The sequence below is a fragment of the Blautia luti genome, from assembly GCF_013304735.1.
Lineage (GTDB): Bacteria > Bacillota > Clostridia > Lachnospirales > Lachnospiraceae > Blautia_A.
Genome location: NZ_JAAITI010000002.1, coordinates 110392 through 125720 on the forward strand (window position 1 = coordinate 110392; position 15329 = coordinate 125720).

The 15329-nt window shown below is 44.0% G+C and carries 15 protein-coding genes; 1 reads left to right on the forward strand and 14 read right to left on the reverse strand.

Translation table 11 applies throughout. The annotated features are described in order from the left end of the window. The first annotated feature begins 472 nt into the window (after positions 1-472). Positions 473-1492, forward strand: coding sequence for a ribonuclease H-like domain-containing protein (locus tag G5B06_RS01825; protein ID WP_148447929.1), 1020 nt, complete (start codon positions 473-475; stop codon positions 1490-1492). A gap of 123 nt (positions 1493-1615) precedes the next feature. Here G5B06_RS01825 and rpsA read toward each other — a convergent pair whose 3' ends face one another. From rpsA to G5B06_RS01895, 14 genes are all read right to left on the reverse strand, one after another. After that, positions 1616-2692: a 30S ribosomal protein S1 gene (gene rpsA / locus G5B06_RS01830; protein ID WP_015524876.1), complete on the reverse strand. Its 1077-nt coding sequence runs from the start codon at positions 2690-2692 to the stop codon at positions 1616-1618. After that, entirely contained in the window at positions 2673-3539 is an 867-nt protein-coding gene (ispH, locus tag G5B06_RS01835) for a 4-hydroxy-3-methylbut-2-enyl diphosphate reductase (RefSeq protein ID WP_148447931.1), read from the reverse strand. Before ispH ends, rpsA begins: the two co-directional genes overlap by 20 nt. Further along, on the reverse strand, positions 3536-4201 hold the full coding sequence (gene cmk, locus G5B06_RS01840; RefSeq protein ID WP_173761699.1) for a (d)CMP kinase: 666 nt from the start codon (positions 4199-4201) through the stop codon (positions 3536-3538). Before cmk ends, ispH begins: the two co-directional genes overlap by 4 nt. 27 nt (positions 4202-4228) lie before the next feature. Then, positions 4229-5458, reverse strand: coding sequence for an NAD(P)/FAD-dependent oxidoreductase (locus G5B06_RS01845; RefSeq protein WP_173761700.1), 1230 nt, complete (start codon positions 5456-5458; stop codon positions 4229-4231). Positions 5459-5561: 103 nt separating this feature from the next. Next, entirely contained in the window at positions 5562-6974 is a 1413-nt protein-coding gene (locus tag G5B06_RS01850; protein WP_118062943.1) for an oxaloacetate decarboxylase subunit alpha, read from the reverse strand. A gap of 36 nt (positions 6975-7010) precedes the next feature. Beyond that, positions 7011-8159 carry a sodium ion-translocating decarboxylase subunit beta gene (locus G5B06_RS01855; RefSeq protein WP_118168967.1) on the reverse strand — a complete coding sequence of 383 codons (1149 nt, stop codon included), beginning with the start codon at positions 8157-8159 and terminating at the stop codon, positions 7011-7013. Positions 8160-8174: 15 nt separating this feature from the next. Further along, positions 8175-8552: a biotin/lipoyl-containing protein gene (locus tag G5B06_RS01860; protein WP_118071451.1), complete on the reverse strand. Its 378-nt coding sequence runs from the start codon at positions 8550-8552 to the stop codon at positions 8175-8177. Positions 8553-8575: 23 nt separating this feature from the next. Then, positions 8576-9337: an OadG family transporter subunit gene (locus G5B06_RS01865; RefSeq protein ID WP_173771183.1), complete on the reverse strand. Its 762-nt coding sequence runs from the start codon at positions 9335-9337 to the stop codon at positions 8576-8578. A 13-nt stretch (positions 9338-9350) separates the two neighbouring features. Beyond that, a complete protein-coding gene (locus G5B06_RS01870) occupies positions 9351-10787 on the reverse strand; it encodes an acyl-CoA carboxylase subunit beta (RefSeq protein ID WP_173771186.1) in 1437 nt (478 codons plus the stop codon). A gap of 141 nt (positions 10788-10928) precedes the next feature. Next, on the reverse strand, positions 10929-12149 hold the full coding sequence (locus tag G5B06_RS01875) for a D-alanyl-D-alanine carboxypeptidase family protein (RefSeq protein WP_173761703.1): 1221 nt from the start codon (positions 12147-12149) through the stop codon (positions 10929-10931). Positions 12150-12259: 110 nt separating this feature from the next. Further along, the gene (locus tag G5B06_RS01880) at positions 12260-13057 is read right to left on the reverse strand and encodes a zinc dependent phospholipase C family protein (RefSeq protein WP_173771188.1); all 798 of its coding nucleotides are present in this window, start codon (positions 13055-13057) and stop codon (positions 12260-12262) included. Between the two features lie 76 nt (positions 13058-13133). Further along, positions 13134-13703 carry an SMC-Scp complex subunit ScpB gene (gene scpB / locus G5B06_RS01885; RefSeq protein WP_173761704.1) on the reverse strand — a complete coding sequence of 190 codons (570 nt, stop codon included), beginning with the start codon at positions 13701-13703 and terminating at the stop codon, positions 13134-13136. Positions 13704-13726: 23 nt separating this feature from the next. Next, a complete protein-coding gene (locus G5B06_RS01890) occupies positions 13727-14512 on the reverse strand; it encodes a segregation and condensation protein A (RefSeq protein WP_173771190.1) in 786 nt (261 codons plus the stop codon). A gap of 9 nt (positions 14513-14521) precedes the next feature. After that, positions 14522-15328: a metallophosphoesterase gene (locus G5B06_RS01895; protein WP_173771192.1), complete on the reverse strand. Its 807-nt coding sequence runs from the start codon at positions 15326-15328 to the stop codon at positions 14522-14524. Position 15329 lies beyond the last annotated feature (1 nt).

A 15329-nucleotide genomic window follows, 5' to 3' on the forward strand; every position in this document is an offset into this window, starting at 1 on the left:
CTCATCTCCTCCTTTATTTTTTACAAGTACATGTACATGGTATTTCTGCGTTGCGCACATACTCATTTTTAAAGTTGATTCTGTATTTCTGATTTTTTTCTCATTTCATCCAAGATAAACAAGATATATTTCGCTCACATAAAACACCTTGCGAAACATTACCAGTGAACAGTAACAAAGTAACTTCTGCTCTGAGCAGGACATGTATGAAAGATTGAATCCAGATACGATCCTGTGATATACTTCAATAGAAGATATTCACCAGCTCATAAAAAGCTATAAATGAATAACTAATTTATGAAGCGATAATAGTCATTTTTTCACTGTCAATCCCCACATAAATCCAGTACCATTTCCTGTTTTTTATCATCAACTCTACTAATAACTATAACTCATTTCACTTTAAATTGCACTATTGAAAAGCAATTTTTTTGTGTATAATCAGATACAATTTATAAAGGAGAAAATTAACATGATCGTTAAAAAAATGCCGATTTTACAAGGGTTTCCAGACTTTGAGACTGTTAAAAAATTGACTAAAAACCATGGCTTTTCAGAGCATTTTGTGCCGCTTTTCTATGACATTGAAACTACAGGACTATCACGAAATTCCACTTTTCTGTATCTGATCGGTGCTGTAGCTTACGAAGAAAATAACTGGCAGATGTATCAGTGGATGATCGAAAACGAAGAGGAAGAACCTGAACTTCTGAAAACATTTTCTGGATTCCTTCAGGATTTTTCATGTACGATCCAGTATAACGGTGACAGCTTTGACCAGCCTTATCTGGATGCACGATATCAGATCCACGGACTGCCTTCCCCTTTTGCAAAGCTACCTTCCATAGACCTTTACCGGGAGCTAAAGCCGCTCAAGGGACTTCTGAAGCTTTCACGGATGAATCAGCCTTCTATGGAATCATTTCTCGGTATCACTGAACGGAACTACTGTGATGGGGGTGCCTGCATCCGCCTTTACAAACAATTCGCTTCCGGAAAGAAACCGGAAGCAGCAGAGATCGTTATGGGACACAACCAAGAAGATCTTCTTGGCCTTGGGAAAATATTCTCCATGCTATCCTATCTTGCTCTTTTTAATGAAGATTACGAAACACTGGATTGTGAAATTCAAGACGATCAATTGACCTTTACACTTAAAATTTATTACGATCTGCCTGTTAAATTTTCAAATCATAGTGAAGAATTCTACATAATCGGACAGAATAACCGTGTCCGTCTTCTTGTGAAGCTTCAAAATGGACGTTTAAAGCAATATTATTCCAATTATAAAGATTACGATTACATCCCTTCCGAAGACACTGCCATACCCAAAACCTTAAGTGCCTGTATGGACAAAAAACTCCGAAGACCTGCTAAAAAAGAAAACTGTTACACCTGGTTTCCTGTAACAGATGATTTCATACAGGATCCTTTAAAACAGAAAACCTATCTGAAACACTGTCTGCCATATTATCTATCTGTTCTTAAATAATATTTTTCTGCTATACAGCAAAAGCGAGCCCTTCTCGAAGGACTCGCTTAAAAAAGGCCGTCACAGTTATTGTGACGGCCTCTGAAATTCAAAATGATCAATTGCTGTACAGCTTCTGAGAAATTACTCCTCTGTCTGCTCTGCAGAATTATCCTCAAGTGCTTTCATGCTGAGGCTGATCTTTCTGTCTTCGCCATTGAAATCAACAACCTTAGCCTCGATCTCCTGACCGATGGAAAGTACATCAGATGGTTTAGCAACATGCTCTCTGGAGATCTGAGATACATGAAGAAGTGCATCTACTCCAGGTGCAAGCTCAACAAATGCACCGAAATCTGTCATACGTGCAACTTTACCCTTTACTACGTTTCCTACTGCGAAGTCCTCAGCAGCTGTAAGCCATGGGTTCTCCTCCGGGAATTTAAGGGAAAGTGCGATCTTGTCTCCGTTGATATCTTTGATAAGAACTGTAACTTTATCACCTACGTTGAATACCTTCTTCGGGTTCTCTACTCTGCCCCAGGACATCTCAGAGATGTGAAGAAGTCCGTCTGCTCCGCCGAGGTCGATGAATGCACCGAAATCTGTAACATTCTTAACAACACCCTCAACTTTATCGCCTACGTTGATCTTAGCAAGAAGCTCTTTCTGTTTCTCAGCCTTCTCAGCAAGAAGAAGCTGTTTACGGTTACCGATGATACGGCGTCTTCTTGGGTTGAACTCTGTGATAACGAACTCAATCTCCTGATCTGCATATTTGGAAAGATCTTTCTCATATGTGTCAGATACAAGGCTTGCAGGAATGAATACTCTTGCTTCCTCAACATTGACACAAAGACCACCGTCAAGTACCTGTGTTACAGGAGCTTTCAGAACCTCCTGGTTCTCGAATGCCTCCTCAAGACGTTTGTTTCCTTTCTCTGCAGCAAGACGTTTGTAGGTAAGTGTAACCTGTCCCTCTCCGTCATTTACTTTGAGAACCTTTGCTTCCATGGTATCGCCAGGTTTAACAACGTCTGTAAGCACAACGCTTGAATCGTTTGTGTACTCGTTCTTTGTGATGATACCGTCTGCTTTATAGCCGATATTCAGGATGATCTCATCATCTTTAACATCGATGACGGTACCCTGTACGATCTCTCCATTTCTGATTGTTTTTACGGAATCTTCCAGCATCTGTTCAAAACTTAACTCTGACATGTTCTTGAACCTCCTCAATAATTTTCTTTGGGGTGGAAGCCCCTGCTGTAATACCTACACAACTACTGCATTGGAACATTTCAGAATCCAAGTCTACAGGTGTTTGTATATAGTAAGTATTTCCACATTCCTTTTTACATATTTCAAACAGCTTTTGAGTATTGGAACTATGTCGGCCACCTACGACCAGCATAGTGTCTACCTCTCCGGCTATCGCTTTAGCTTCTTTCTGCCGTTCTTCGGTAGCATTACAAATAGTGTTTAAAATATTTAAAATATTTAAAACATTATTATCATAACTCTTTTTGCGGAGAATTTCAACTAATTCTTGAAATTTGTTGTAATTAAATGTCGTCTGTGACACTACACACACTTCTTTTTCCGGAGAAACGGTGAATCTTTCAGCATCTTCGGCGTTTCTTATTACGGTGTACGGTCCCTGGCACCATCCGCAGATTCCCTGGACTTCCGGATGATCCGGATCACCAATGATCACAATATGGGCACCTCTGGCACTTTCTCTCTCAACGATCTTGTGGATCTTCAGCACAAAAGGACAGGTAACATCCACATACCCAAGGCCATATTTTTTGATCTTATCATAGACTTTACGACCGACTCCGTGGGAACGGATCACAACGGTGCCGCCTTTTAAAGTGGCAAGATCTTCCTCACTGATCACAGCCACACCTTTTTTTTCCAGATCTGAGACGACTTCCTCATTATGGATGATCGGGCCCAGTGTGTAGATCGGTGTAGCATCGGAACCGATCAGGTCATAAACACGGTCTACTGCTCTCTGTACGCCAAAACAGAATCCGGCAGTTTCTGCAACTTTTACCTTCATCCATTCACCTTTTTCCTGTATACAGAAAGGATACTCTCAACCACTTCCTCAATCCCCATCTCTGAAGAATCAACAAGAACTGCATCCTCTGCCTGTTTAAGCGGGGAAACGGCGCGGTTCATATCTCTCTCATCTCTGTCAATGATATCTTTCAGGATCTCATCCATATCGCAGGCTTCACCCTTCTCTGTAAGTTCCAGATATCTTCTGTTTGCGCGGGTTTTGGCACTTGCAGTCAAAAAGATTTTTACTTCTGCATTGGGAAGAATAGTGGTTCCGATATCTCTTCCGTCCATAACTACATTGTTCTCGGCCGCAAGGTTGCGCTGCAGTTTCAGAAGATGCGCGCGCACTTCCGGATTGGCAGAACTTACCGATGCCATATTTCCAACCTCTTCCTTACGGAGAAACGCAGTTACATTCTTCCCGTTGAGGATCACCTGCTGTTCGCCGCTTTCATAGCGGATGGAAATATCCGCATCGTGACAGGCTTCGGAGATTTTTTCATCACCGCTGATTCCCTTTTCCAGGAGATAAAGTGCCATGGCACGGTACATGGCTCCTGTATCTACATAGATAAAAGACAGCTCCTTTGCCACTTTTTTTGCAATTGTGCTTTTTCCTGCACCTGCCGGTCCGTCAATTGCAATATTAATACCCATAATCAAATGCTCCCTTCCTCTTTTCTGTTATTCGATCGCCTGAGCTGCCGCATATGCTGTAGACCATGCGATCTGAAGATTATAGCCACCGGTCACTGCGTCAAGATCCAGTACTTCACCTGTAAAATACAGATTTTTTACTTTTTTGGATTCCATTGTGGATGGCTGTATCTCTTTTACTGACACACCGCCTCTTGTGATGATCGCTTCCTTGAACTCTCCCATTCCCGTGATCGTAAATGGAAAAGCTTTGATCAGACGGCCAAAGGCCTGACGTTCTTCCCTGGAGATCTCATGCACTGGTTTCTCTCCCGGAATACCACCGATCTCAATCATGATCGGAGTCAGAGAAGACGGAAAAAGAACACCGATCACGTTTTTGAACTGTTTGTTATGATTTGCATCAAATTCACGCAGGATCCGGGCATCCAGCTGTTCTACGTCAAGTGCCGGCTTCAGATCCAGGAAAGCCTGCAAAGGTTCTTTTTCCAGCTTTTTACCGATCTGGGCACTGGCGGAAAGGATCAGCGGTCCGGTGACTCCGAAATGGGTAAACATCATCTCACCAAAATCTTTATAGAGAACTTTTTTGCCGGATTTTACTGTCAGTTCTACATTCCGGAGGGAAAGTCCCTGGAGTTTAGAAACATAATCTTCTTTCGCTACGAGTGGAACCAGTGATGGTGACTGGGAAACTACTTTATGTCCTGTCTCAGAAGCAAAACGATATCCATCTCCTGTGGAACCTGTAGACGGATAAGACAGACCACCTGTGGCAACTACCACCGCATCAGCCTCAAAAAAAGTTTCGTCACTGAGTAGTACACCTGTAACTTTTTCATCCTGCGTACATACTTCTTTCACTTCTGTATGAAGATGGATCTGCGCTCCGGCTTTTTTAAGCTCCCGCTCCAAAGCCCGGATAATATCTGATGAATGATCAGATACCGGAAAAACACGGTTTCCACGCTCTGTTTTCAGCGGCACACCTGCCTTCTCAAAAAACTCCATCACATCTCTGCTTCCATAGGTGTAGAAAGCGCTGTAAAGAAATTTGCGGTTTGACATCACTGCCGGAAAAAGTTCTTCTGTATCTGAATCATTGGTGACATTGCACCGTCCCTTTCCTGTGATGAAAAGCTTCTTTCCAAGTTTCTCATTTTTTTCCAGTATGTGAACCTGATGTCCTCTGCGTGCAGCATATACGCCGCAGAGCATTCCGGCGGCACCCCCGCCTATGATCGCAACTTTGGACATTACCTGTTATCCTGCCTTTTTATCTTTTTTATGCACAAAAGGAGCCTGCATACAGCAAGCTCCTTTTGTTATATTGAAATGCATCTGCATTCCTGTGTGTGCTTTATACCGGGTATGCGCCGTTCTTTGTATCAGCTACAGTCTCGTCAACCTTGGTTTTCTGAGCCTGACGATATTTAAAGAAGTCCATGGCAACCTGTGGGAACAGTGCATATGTCAGAACATCCTCATCCTGCTCCTTGTACTGTGCCATCTCACTCTCAAGCTTATCAAGCTCGTCCTCCAGAAGATCTGCCGGGCGGCATGTGATCGGCTCTACATCACCGATACACTTCTTCTGCACTTCCGGGTTAAACGGTCTGGCTGTTGCGCCATACTTACCGCTTAATACGTCTCTTGTCTCTTTTGTCACAACTTTGTAACGCTCGCCCATGATCACGTTAAATACAGCCTGTGTACCAACGATCTGAGAGGACGGTGTAACAAGTGGCGGCTCACCAAGGTCTTTACGAACACGCGGAACTTCCTCGAGTACTTCGTAGAATTTATCCTCAGCATGCTGCTCTTTCAGCTGTGATGTCAGGTTAGAAAGCATTCCACCTGGTACCTGGTACAGAAGAGTCTTGATGTTTACACCAAGGTTCTTCGGATTCAGAAGGCCTGTATCAAGAGCCTCATCACGCATCGGACGGAAGTAGTCAGCAATCTCAGCAAGGAGCTGCTGATCAAATCCTGTATCATATGGTGTTCCCTTGAATGTCTCAACCATAACCTCTGTTGCCGGCTGGGATGTTCCAAGAGCAAATGGAGACATAGCTGTGTCGATGATATCAACGCCAGCCTCTACTGCTTTCATGTATGTCATGGAAGCAACACCGGATGTATAGTGAGAATGAAGATCGATTGGGATCTTTACAGTCTCTTTCAGGGCCTGAACAAGCTCCGTAGCCTTGTACGGAACAAGAAGACCTGCCATATCTTTGATACAGATAGAATCTGCACCCATATCCTCGATACGTTTTGCAAGGTCTGTCCAGTAATCAAGTGTGTAAGCATCTCCAAGTGTGTAAGCCATTGCAACCTGTGCATGTGCTTTTTCCTTGTTTGCTGCTTTTACAGCTGTCTGAAGATTACGAAGGTCATTCATACAGTCAAAGATACGAATGATATCGATACCGTTAGCTGCGGATTTCTGTACAAAATATTCTACTACATCATCTGCATATGGACGATATCCAAGGATATTCTGTCCACGGAACAGCATCTGAAGTTTTGTATTTTTGAAGCCGTCGCGGAGTTTACGAAGTCTTTCCCACGGATCCTCTTTCAGGAAACGTAAGGAAGCATCGAAAGTAGCACCGCCCCAGCACTCTACTGCATAGTAGCCGACTTTATCAAGCTTCTCAATGATCGGAAGCATCTGCTCTGTGCTCATACGTGTAGCGATCAGGGACTGATGAGCGTCACGCAGGATCGTTTCCACAACTTTCACAGGTTTTTTCTCTATTTCTGCCATAATTATTCTCCTTACAAAATTTTATAAGACAATGGGTTAGACGCCAAAGATCGCCATGAATGTACCGGCAGCAACTGCTGTACCGATAACACCTGCAACGTTCGGTCCCATCGCATGCATCAGCAGGAAGTTTGTAGGATCTGCCTCAGCACCAACCTTCTGGGATACACGGGCTGCCATAGGAACGGCAGAAACACCGGCTGATCCGATCAGAGGATTGATCTTTCCGTGAGTAACCTTGCAGAGAAGCTTACCAAGCATAACACCACCAAAAGTACCGCAGGCAAAGGCAACAAGACCAAGAACTACGATCTTCAGTGTATCTACGTTCAGGAACGCCTCAGCACTTGTGGAAGCACCTACAGATGTTCCGAGAAGGATTACTACGATGTACATAAGAGCGTTGGAAGCTGTTTCAGAAAGCTGTTTAACAACTCCGGACTCACGGAACAGGTTTCCGAGCATCAGCATACCAACAAGGGGAGCTGTTGTCGGAAGGATCAGGCAAACAACGATTGTGATAACGATCGGGAAAAGGATCTTCTCAAGTTTTGTAACAGGACGGAGCTGCGCCATTTTGATCTTACGCTCTTCCTCTGTTGTGAACGCCTTCATGATCGGAGGCTGGATGATCGGTACCAGGGACATATAGGAATATGCTGCCACTGCGATCGGTCCCATAAGAGAAGACTGTCCAAGCTTACCTGCAAGGAAAATGGAAGTCGGGCCGTCAGCACCACCAATGATAGAGATCGCTGCTGCTGCTTTACCATTAAATCCAAGGAAAATTGCAAGGAAGTATGCAAGGTAAATACCAAGCTGTGCAGCTGCTCCCATCAGGAAGCTGATCGGGTTTGCGATCAGCGGACCGAAGTCTGTCATCGCACCGACACCCAGGAAGATCAGTGAAGGAAGAATACTCCACTCATCCATTAAGTAAAAATAATGAAGAAGTCCGCCAACGCCATTGGATGAATCCTCAATGCTCAGCATAATGTCCGGATAAATATTTACCAGAAGCATACCAAAAGCGATCGGAACCAACAGCAGCGGCTCAAAACCATGTTTAATGGCAAGATATAAGAACACACATGCCACTGCGATCATCAGGTAGTTTCCCCAGGTAAGGTTGAAAAATGCTGTCTGATGGATCAGGTTTGACAGGGTATTTGTTACATAAGACATTTGTCTACCTCCTGTTTAGTTCATTGTTGCAAGAGTATCTCCATTTTCAACGGCAGCACCCTCTGCAACATCGATGCTGGCGATTGTTCCGTCCTGAGGAGCAACAACCGGGATCTCCATCTTCATGGACTCAACGATCACTACGCTGTCACCAGCTTTTACGCTCTGTCCAACAGATGCAACGATTTTTACAACTTTTCCAGGAACGGCTGCGGAAACCTTAACAGAACCTGCGCCTGCTGCCGGAGCTGCTGCCTTTGGTGCTGCCGGAGCTGCCTTAGGAGCCGGAGCTGCTGCTTTTGGTGCTGCTGCAACTGGAGCTGCTGCGTTTCCGTTCTCTTCTACAGTAACTTCATATGCTGTTCCGTTAACAGTAATTGTATAACTCTTCATTTTAAAATCCTCCTAAATAATGATTATCTTTTTCTGCGGTTGACTTTGCGGATGGAACGTACTACGAATCCGTCTGTGCTTGTTTTGCCTTCAGAAGCAGCGATAGCTGCAGCGATCACGGCAATAAGCTCACCATCATCTGTCACATCCTCAACAGCAGGCTCAGCAACTGGTGCTGCAACCGGAGCCGGTGCTGCGGCTGCCGGAGCCGGTTTGCTCTCTTTTTTCTTTCCTTCCACAAGTCCGGGAATATATTTGAAAAGAGAGATCACGAAGATCAGGAATACCAGGATCACAAATACTGTTCCGAGACCCATCACTGTATTCATCGCTGCCTTCTCCATGTTCTGTGCCAGTGTATAATTCACATCAACTGTAAGAGAAGTCGGGGTTCCTGATTTATCAAATACATAAGTGAAATTCGCTTTGTTTTTCTCGAAGGATACCGGAACAACAACGGTATACTGATCATCGGAATACTCCACTGTGATATCTTTCTCCTCGATATCACCTTTTTTCTCACCAAGCTCTTCTCTGGAGCCATCCCATGCACTTGCAGCACTCTGTGTGAAAGCATCCTCTGATTCCAGATATCCCTGGATATCATCCTCGGACATTGCGATGATCGCATCCGTCAGGCCCTTGGTTGTTGTGACAAGCTGACTCTTTATAGAATCATCAATCTCATCAGCAGCCCATGCAGTAGCTGTGCATCCGATCAGAAGTGCAGCTATGCAAAGAAGTGCCATGCAGACAGAAGAGATCTTTTTATAAAACTGTCTCATACGCTCACCTCACTTAGACTGTTCCATGCTTTTTGGATGGACGGTCTTCCCTTTTTGTGAACAGCATCTCAAAAGCACCGATTACATATTTTCTTGTATCCTCTGCTTTGATCACAGTATCCACATATCCTCTTGCTGCTGCAGATGCGATACCATTCTGGAGTTCTTTGTACTCAGCTGCCTTCTCATTCAGTGTAGAAGCGTCAGCTCCCTCATACATGATCTTTGCTGCAAGGGAAGCATCCATCATACCGATCTCAGCTGTATCCCATGCATAAACCATATCTGCTCCGACAGATTTGCTGTTCATGGCAACGTATGCAGTTCCGTATGCTTTACCAATTACAACATTTACCTTCGGTACAGTCGCAGATGCAAAAGCATGTACCATCTCACCTACAGATTTAGCCATCATCTTCTCATTGCAGAGTGTAGCTTTAAATCCTGTTACATTAGTAAGAGTAAGTACCGGAATCTCAAAAGCATCACAGAATTTTACGAAGTCTGCTGCTTTTCTTGCACCTCTTGCAGAAAGAGTTCCGTCGGAAATCTCTGTCTTATTGCCATCAGCATCGTAAGATTCGCTTCTGTTTGCAACAGCGCCAACGGTAGCTCCGTTCAGACGAAGGAAGCCTGTTACGACATCCTGGCCGTAAGCTGCCTTTGTTTCAAAAAACTCACCATTATCAGCGATTCTTGAAAGCGCAATAGCTGTGTCGCCTATGCAGCCTGCAATATCATCACATACTCTGTTCAGGTCATCTGTGCATTCCTTGAAGCTGTCATTGTCTTCATTATTCTCCGGAAGCATGCTGACCAGTGTACGGATCTGTCCAAGGATCTCCTCTTCTGTTCCGATGCCGTCAACAAGTCCTGTCTCCTCACTCTGGAACTGTGCGGAAGCTGAATCGCATTTTTCCACTCTGTTTCCTTCCAGCGCATTTGGAGTGTTTACAAACAGTCTGCCCTTCTTCTCCTCTACAAATGTAAAGTCTGTAAGAGCCGGTACAACTGCCATTCCACCGCCGCATGTTCCGAAAACAGCAGTGATCTGTGGAATAACACCGGATGCCAGTGTCTGTTTCAGATAGATCTCACCAAATGCCTCAAGTGCATCGGTAGCCTCCTGAAGACGAAGTCCCGCACAGTCTACAAGACCGATAACAGGTGCTCCAACTTTCAGAGCGAGATCATAAATTTTGGCGATCTTTTTGGCATGCATCTCACCAACTGTTCCGTTCAGTACAGATGCATCCTGGCTGTATACATACACCAGACTGCCGTCAATCACACCATATCCGGTGATCACACCGTCTGAAGGTGCTTTTTTTTCAGTCATGTTGAAATCTGTAGCTCTGGCTGTAACAGCCTGTCCGATCTCAACAAAACTGTTGGCGTCAAGCAGGGAATTAATCCTTGCAGCCGCTACGCTTTGTGTCGCATTACTCATTATACTATGCCCTCCATTTTTTTATTAATATAACCAAAAATTCAGCCGAGTATAATTGTACCTTTTTTTAACCGAAAATTCAATACTTTTCGTCATGAATGTTAAAAAATTAACCCCTGACAGATGCCAGGGGTTGACGGATTAGTGAAAATAATCCTGAAAAACCTTATTTACATACCATTTATAGGTAATCCTGCCGATTTTCTCATTCGCTGTCACAGAACAGGAAGTTATTTCTTTTCCATTCAGCACTGCTCGAAGTGTACCGATCTTCTGGTTTTCCCTCACTGGTGCCGCTATTTTATCTGGGAGATCTGTTTTCCAGATAATTGTTTCTGTTTTTTTCAGAAGATATCTTTTCACCTGCTCCTTTTCCGGCAGAGACACATGTACTTTTAATCTCCTATATATTTCCGAATATCCTGACCCTTTCTTTTTTTCCGGGTATGGACTGTTTTCCTCCGGCACGGCATCTGTCACTGTAATTTCCGGCAGATCCGGCAGATCCGGCAGCAGCACATAACTGTAATTTTCCCTGCCATAAGATAACAGTTTTTTTGTATCAGACCATTTATAATTTTTGTTTCCAGGCCAGCCACATCCCAGCAGTGCCACGACAAACAATTTTTCATCCTGCCGTACAGCGCAGACATAACAGTAACCGGCATTTCCGGTAAAGCCGGTTTTTCCGGAAATCACGCCGGTCTCCATATCCAGAAAAGCATTGGTATTATGAACCGAATAATGTTCCTTTCCGGAAATATCCGAAAATGTATAATCTCTGGTCTGCGTGATATGAACAAAGGTCTCATTTTTTATGGCATACGCCATAATCAGCGCCAGATCCCTGGCAGTCGTGTGATGAATTCCCCCTTCATCTTCTGCATCCAGACCATTCGGTGTCACAAAATGTGTATCTTTGCATCCCAGCACCTTTGCTTTTTCGTTCATCAAAACTGCAAACTTTTCCACAGAACCACCGATATGTTCTGCAATAGCCACCGCTGTATCATTATGACTCTTCAACATCAGCGAATACAGAAGGTCTTCCAGATAAAACTGCTGACCTTCCCGCATCCCCAGGTGCGTCTGTGGCTGTGATGCCGCATTCCTGGAGACCTGTACATAATCATCTCCGGAGGCCATCTCAAGAGCCAAAATACAGGTCATGACTTTTGTAGTGCTGGCATTTGGCCGTCCTTTATAAGCCTCTTTTCCATACAGTACCCGTCCAGTCTCTCCATCCATAAGAACTGCCGAAAGCGCATAAAGCTGCTCTTCTTTCGCCCAGACAGGAAATATCTGCAGAATAATAAGGACCGCTGTCATCAGCACGACAGCGGCCATACGCCTGTTTTTCATACTATCACCCCGCATACATTTCTATAGTTGTTTGCAGCAACCACTATATTTTTAATTTTATGCAGGAGTATCCCAGTGATATAACTTTCTCTTTTTATCCGTCAAATTCATTATCCATTAAAGGTCAAATTCCATCGTTCAGAAAGATGTCCCGGACGAACTGCCAGCGCAGAGAGTTCTTCAAGCATATCCGGTGCTTTTTCCAAAGCTTCTTCCATAAGGCTGTCCAGTTTCAGAAGTTCTTTTCTGCAGTCCACCTCCGGTTCCGGGCTCATAAAAAACTCTGTGATAAAAGCAGCCCGTTTCCGGCCCGCCGGAGAAAGCGCATGCTCGGAAAGACGTTTTTTTCTTCCTCCATCATCACATACCAGAATGCAGGTGAAAATTTTCATCATTTTCAGGGAAAGGTAAATATTCCATGTACGGATCAGTGGAAGCACCTGATGAATGGTTCTGGCACTGTAAAAGCTGGCACGGATACCATGCGACGGATAAAAACGTAAGGGATTTTTTCCGGTTTCATACATCAGCATACGGTCAAATTCCTTTTCCAGAAGCGTATGGGAGATTTTTCCCTCTGCCGCCACCTGATTTACATAAGGATGGCAGGTGGAATCCAAAATATAATGGCAGCCAAATCCCAGCATATATGCCATAAGTGCAGGATTTTTCTCCTCCCGGACTTTTTTCATTCCTTTTTCAAAGAAATCCCTGGCCTTCTGGCCATGCATACGCACTCCGTACTGCGTCACCGGATTTTTGGATATGAAATAATAAAACAGAATATCCGGTCCATGCTGTCCAATTCGGTACAGATTTCCGTTGCTTCGAATCAGGTGCTGCAATTTTGCAGGAAGCTTCCGATAAACCCTTTTTCCAAAAAGATCATGTGTATATGTCGTAGGCATTTTCTGTTCCTCCTCTTCTGTTCCCATAGATCTGTCCGGCCGTTCCCGATGTTCTGGTATCTGTCAGTGTTTTCCTTTATACATCCAGTTTCAGCTGAATTTCTTCCTCTGCTTCTGCCTTGAAATCTTCCAGCTGAACAGGATCCATTTCCGGAAGTTCATCCAGGCCCTGAACACCAAAGCAGCGCAGAAATTCTTCTGTGGTGCCAAGCAGAATCGGACGTCCCGGCGCATCCAGTCGGCCCAGTTCCCGCACCAGATCATAATCCATCAGTTTGTTAATGGCATGGTCACATTTCACTCCTCTGATTTTCTCAATCTCTGCTTTTGTAACCGGCTGTTTGTAAGCAATAATAGAAAGAGTCTCAAGCATAACATCCGTTAATGTCGGTTTTTTGGGCTGTGCGGCAATTCTTATAAGAGAATCATAATATTCTTTTTTTGTACAGAGCTGAAAAGAATTTTCAAGTTCAATAATCTGAATTCCCCGATCCTCTTCCTGATAACGAATCATCATATTTCGAATGATGTTTTCCGTTATAGTCATATCCTGCTGAATTGCTTTGGCAATACGGCTTAACTCCACAGCCTCACCCATTGCAAAAAGAATGGCCTCTATCTCTCCTTCAATTCGTTTAATTTCCACTTGTTATCCTCATTCCTGCTGTATTATTCGTCTGCAAACTCTGTCAGATTCTTCCATGTTTCCGGATCTGTAACTACTTCTACATGAATGTCATCAAAAAGATCTGCCTGCTGTGCATGGACATGTCCCATTTTCATAAGTTCCAGAATTGCCAGAAAAGTAACAATCAGCTGTATCTTTGAATGCTGGTTTTCCATCAGCTGGCGAAAGCTGAACTTTCGGTTAGTCTTGGCATACTCCCACATCTCAAGAAGCTTATCTGACAGGGATATTTCTTCCTTTTCAATCCGCCCGAATTTACTTCGAATCGGATCGATTTTATTTTCCTGTCTGCGAATCAGTGCCTGATAAATCGCACTCATTTTTTCCAGTGTCAGTCCTCGAAGAAGTTCCTGTGGATCTGCCGGCGGCGTATACTGCATCACTTCCTCTGGAAGATCCTGTTTCCGGTAATAAACTCCTGCCGCGTCTCCAAGCCGGTCTCTCAGCTCATAGGACATATATTTATACATTTTATACTCCAGAAGTTTCTGCACCAGTTCTGCTCTCGGATCTTCCTCTTCTCCTTCTTCGTTGATCTCTTTTGGAAGAAGCATCCTGCACTTGATATCCAGAAGTGTCGCCGCCATAACCAGAAATTCGCTCATAACACCAAGATCCTCTTTTTCCATGGAATGCAGATACTCCATATACTGGTCGGTAATCTCTACAATAGGAATATCATAAATATCTATTTTATTCTTGTCAATCAGATGAAGCAGAAGATCCAACGGACCTTCAAATACATTCAGCTTAACAGATATTGCCATATGGTTTCCTCATTTCGTTTTTTCGAAAGGTTTCACATCGATTACCAGCAGTTCTCTGGGATTATGAATCCGCAGAGGAATCGTGTGTTCCCCAAGCCCGGCACTGACAAACATATGCTGCTCTCCCTTATGAAAATCTCCGCAGCAAAAAGGAGGCAGCACCAGGTACTGTGGAGAGGAAAGACCGTGATGCTCACTTAAGCGGACAACCCCTCCATGATAATGTCCTGACAGGATGATATCTGCTCCCCAGTCAAAATATGTTTTTCCATATTTGGGATTATGGGCCAGAAGAATCTGCATTCCATTTTTTCCGGATTTTCCAATCAGTTCTTCCATCATTTCTGTCTTAAGTTTCGGAGATTTGGGTTTGTGATAATACTCAATGGGAAGTTCAAGACCCCAGAAGCAGAAATGTTCTCCCTTAAAAATTGCGTGCTCATGGGTATTTCTCAGGATATGCACGCCTGCCGCTTTCAGCATTTTTTCATATTTTTCATAATATCCCCGATATTCCTCCGAAAGAGCCATTTTATACTCATGATTTCCCAGTGCATAATATACCGGAAAATCATGTTCCAGTTTTTTCAGTAATTTGCATGCCGTGACAAGCGTATCAGGCTGCGTACGCACAGCCATATCACCGACAGAGAGTACCCCATCCGGATTGAGCCTGCGGATTGTTTCCACAAGTCGTATATTGTCCCTCCCATAGGAAATCCCATGAAGATCTGCCAGCAATACGAAACGCACACCTTCCGGATTTTGAATCTTGTCTGTATGAATCTGATATTTTTTAACTCTGAAATCTTTCATC

Coding starts and splice junctions, on each gene's coding strand:
- G5B06_RS01825 (WP_148447929.1), top strand. CDS start 473: ATGATCGTTAAAAAAATGCCGATTTTACAAGGGTTTCCAGACTTTGAG.
- rpsA (WP_015524876.1), bottom strand. CDS start 2,692: ATGTCAGAGTTAAGTTTTGAACAGATGCTGGAAGATTCCGTAAAAACA.
- ispH (WP_148447931.1), bottom strand. CDS start 3,539: ATGAAGGTAAAAGTTGCAGAAACTGCCGGATTCTGTTTTGGCGTACAG.
- cmk (WP_173761699.1), bottom strand. CDS start 4,201: ATGGGTATTAATATTGCAATTGACGGACCGGCAGGTGCAGGAAAAAGC.
- G5B06_RS01845 (WP_173761700.1), bottom strand. CDS start 5,458: ATGTCCAAAGTTGCGATCATAGGCGGGGGTGCCGCCGGAATGCTCTGC.
- G5B06_RS01850 (WP_118062943.1), bottom strand. CDS start 6,974: ATGGCAGAAATAGAGAAAAAACCTGTGAAAGTTGTGGAAACGATCCTG.
- G5B06_RS01855 (WP_118168967.1), bottom strand. CDS start 8,159: ATGTCTTATGTAACAAATACCCTGTCAAACCTGATCCATCAGACAGCA.
- G5B06_RS01860 (WP_118071451.1), bottom strand. CDS start 8,552: ATGAAGAGTTATACAATTACTGTTAACGGAACAGCATATGAAGTTACT.
- G5B06_RS01865 (WP_173771183.1), bottom strand. CDS start 9,337: ATGAGACAGTTTTATAAAAAGATCTCTTCTGTCTGCATGGCACTTCTT.
- G5B06_RS01870 (WP_173771186.1), bottom strand. CDS start 10,787: ATGAGTAATGCGACACAAAGCGTAGCGGCTGCAAGGATTAATTCCCTG.
- G5B06_RS01875 (WP_173761703.1), bottom strand. CDS start 12,149: ATGAAAAACAGGCGTATGGCCGCTGTCGTGCTGATGACAGCGGTCCTT.
- G5B06_RS01880 (WP_173771188.1), bottom strand. CDS start 13,057: ATGCCTACGACATATACACATGATCTTTTTGGAAAAAGGGTTTATCGG.
- G5B06_RS01890 (WP_173771190.1), bottom strand. CDS start 14,512: ATGGCAATATCTGTTAAGCTGAATGTATTTGAAGGTCCGTTGGATCTT.
- G5B06_RS01895 (WP_173771192.1), bottom strand. CDS start 15,328: ATGAAAGATTTCAGAGTTAAAAAATATCAGATTCATACAGACAAGATT.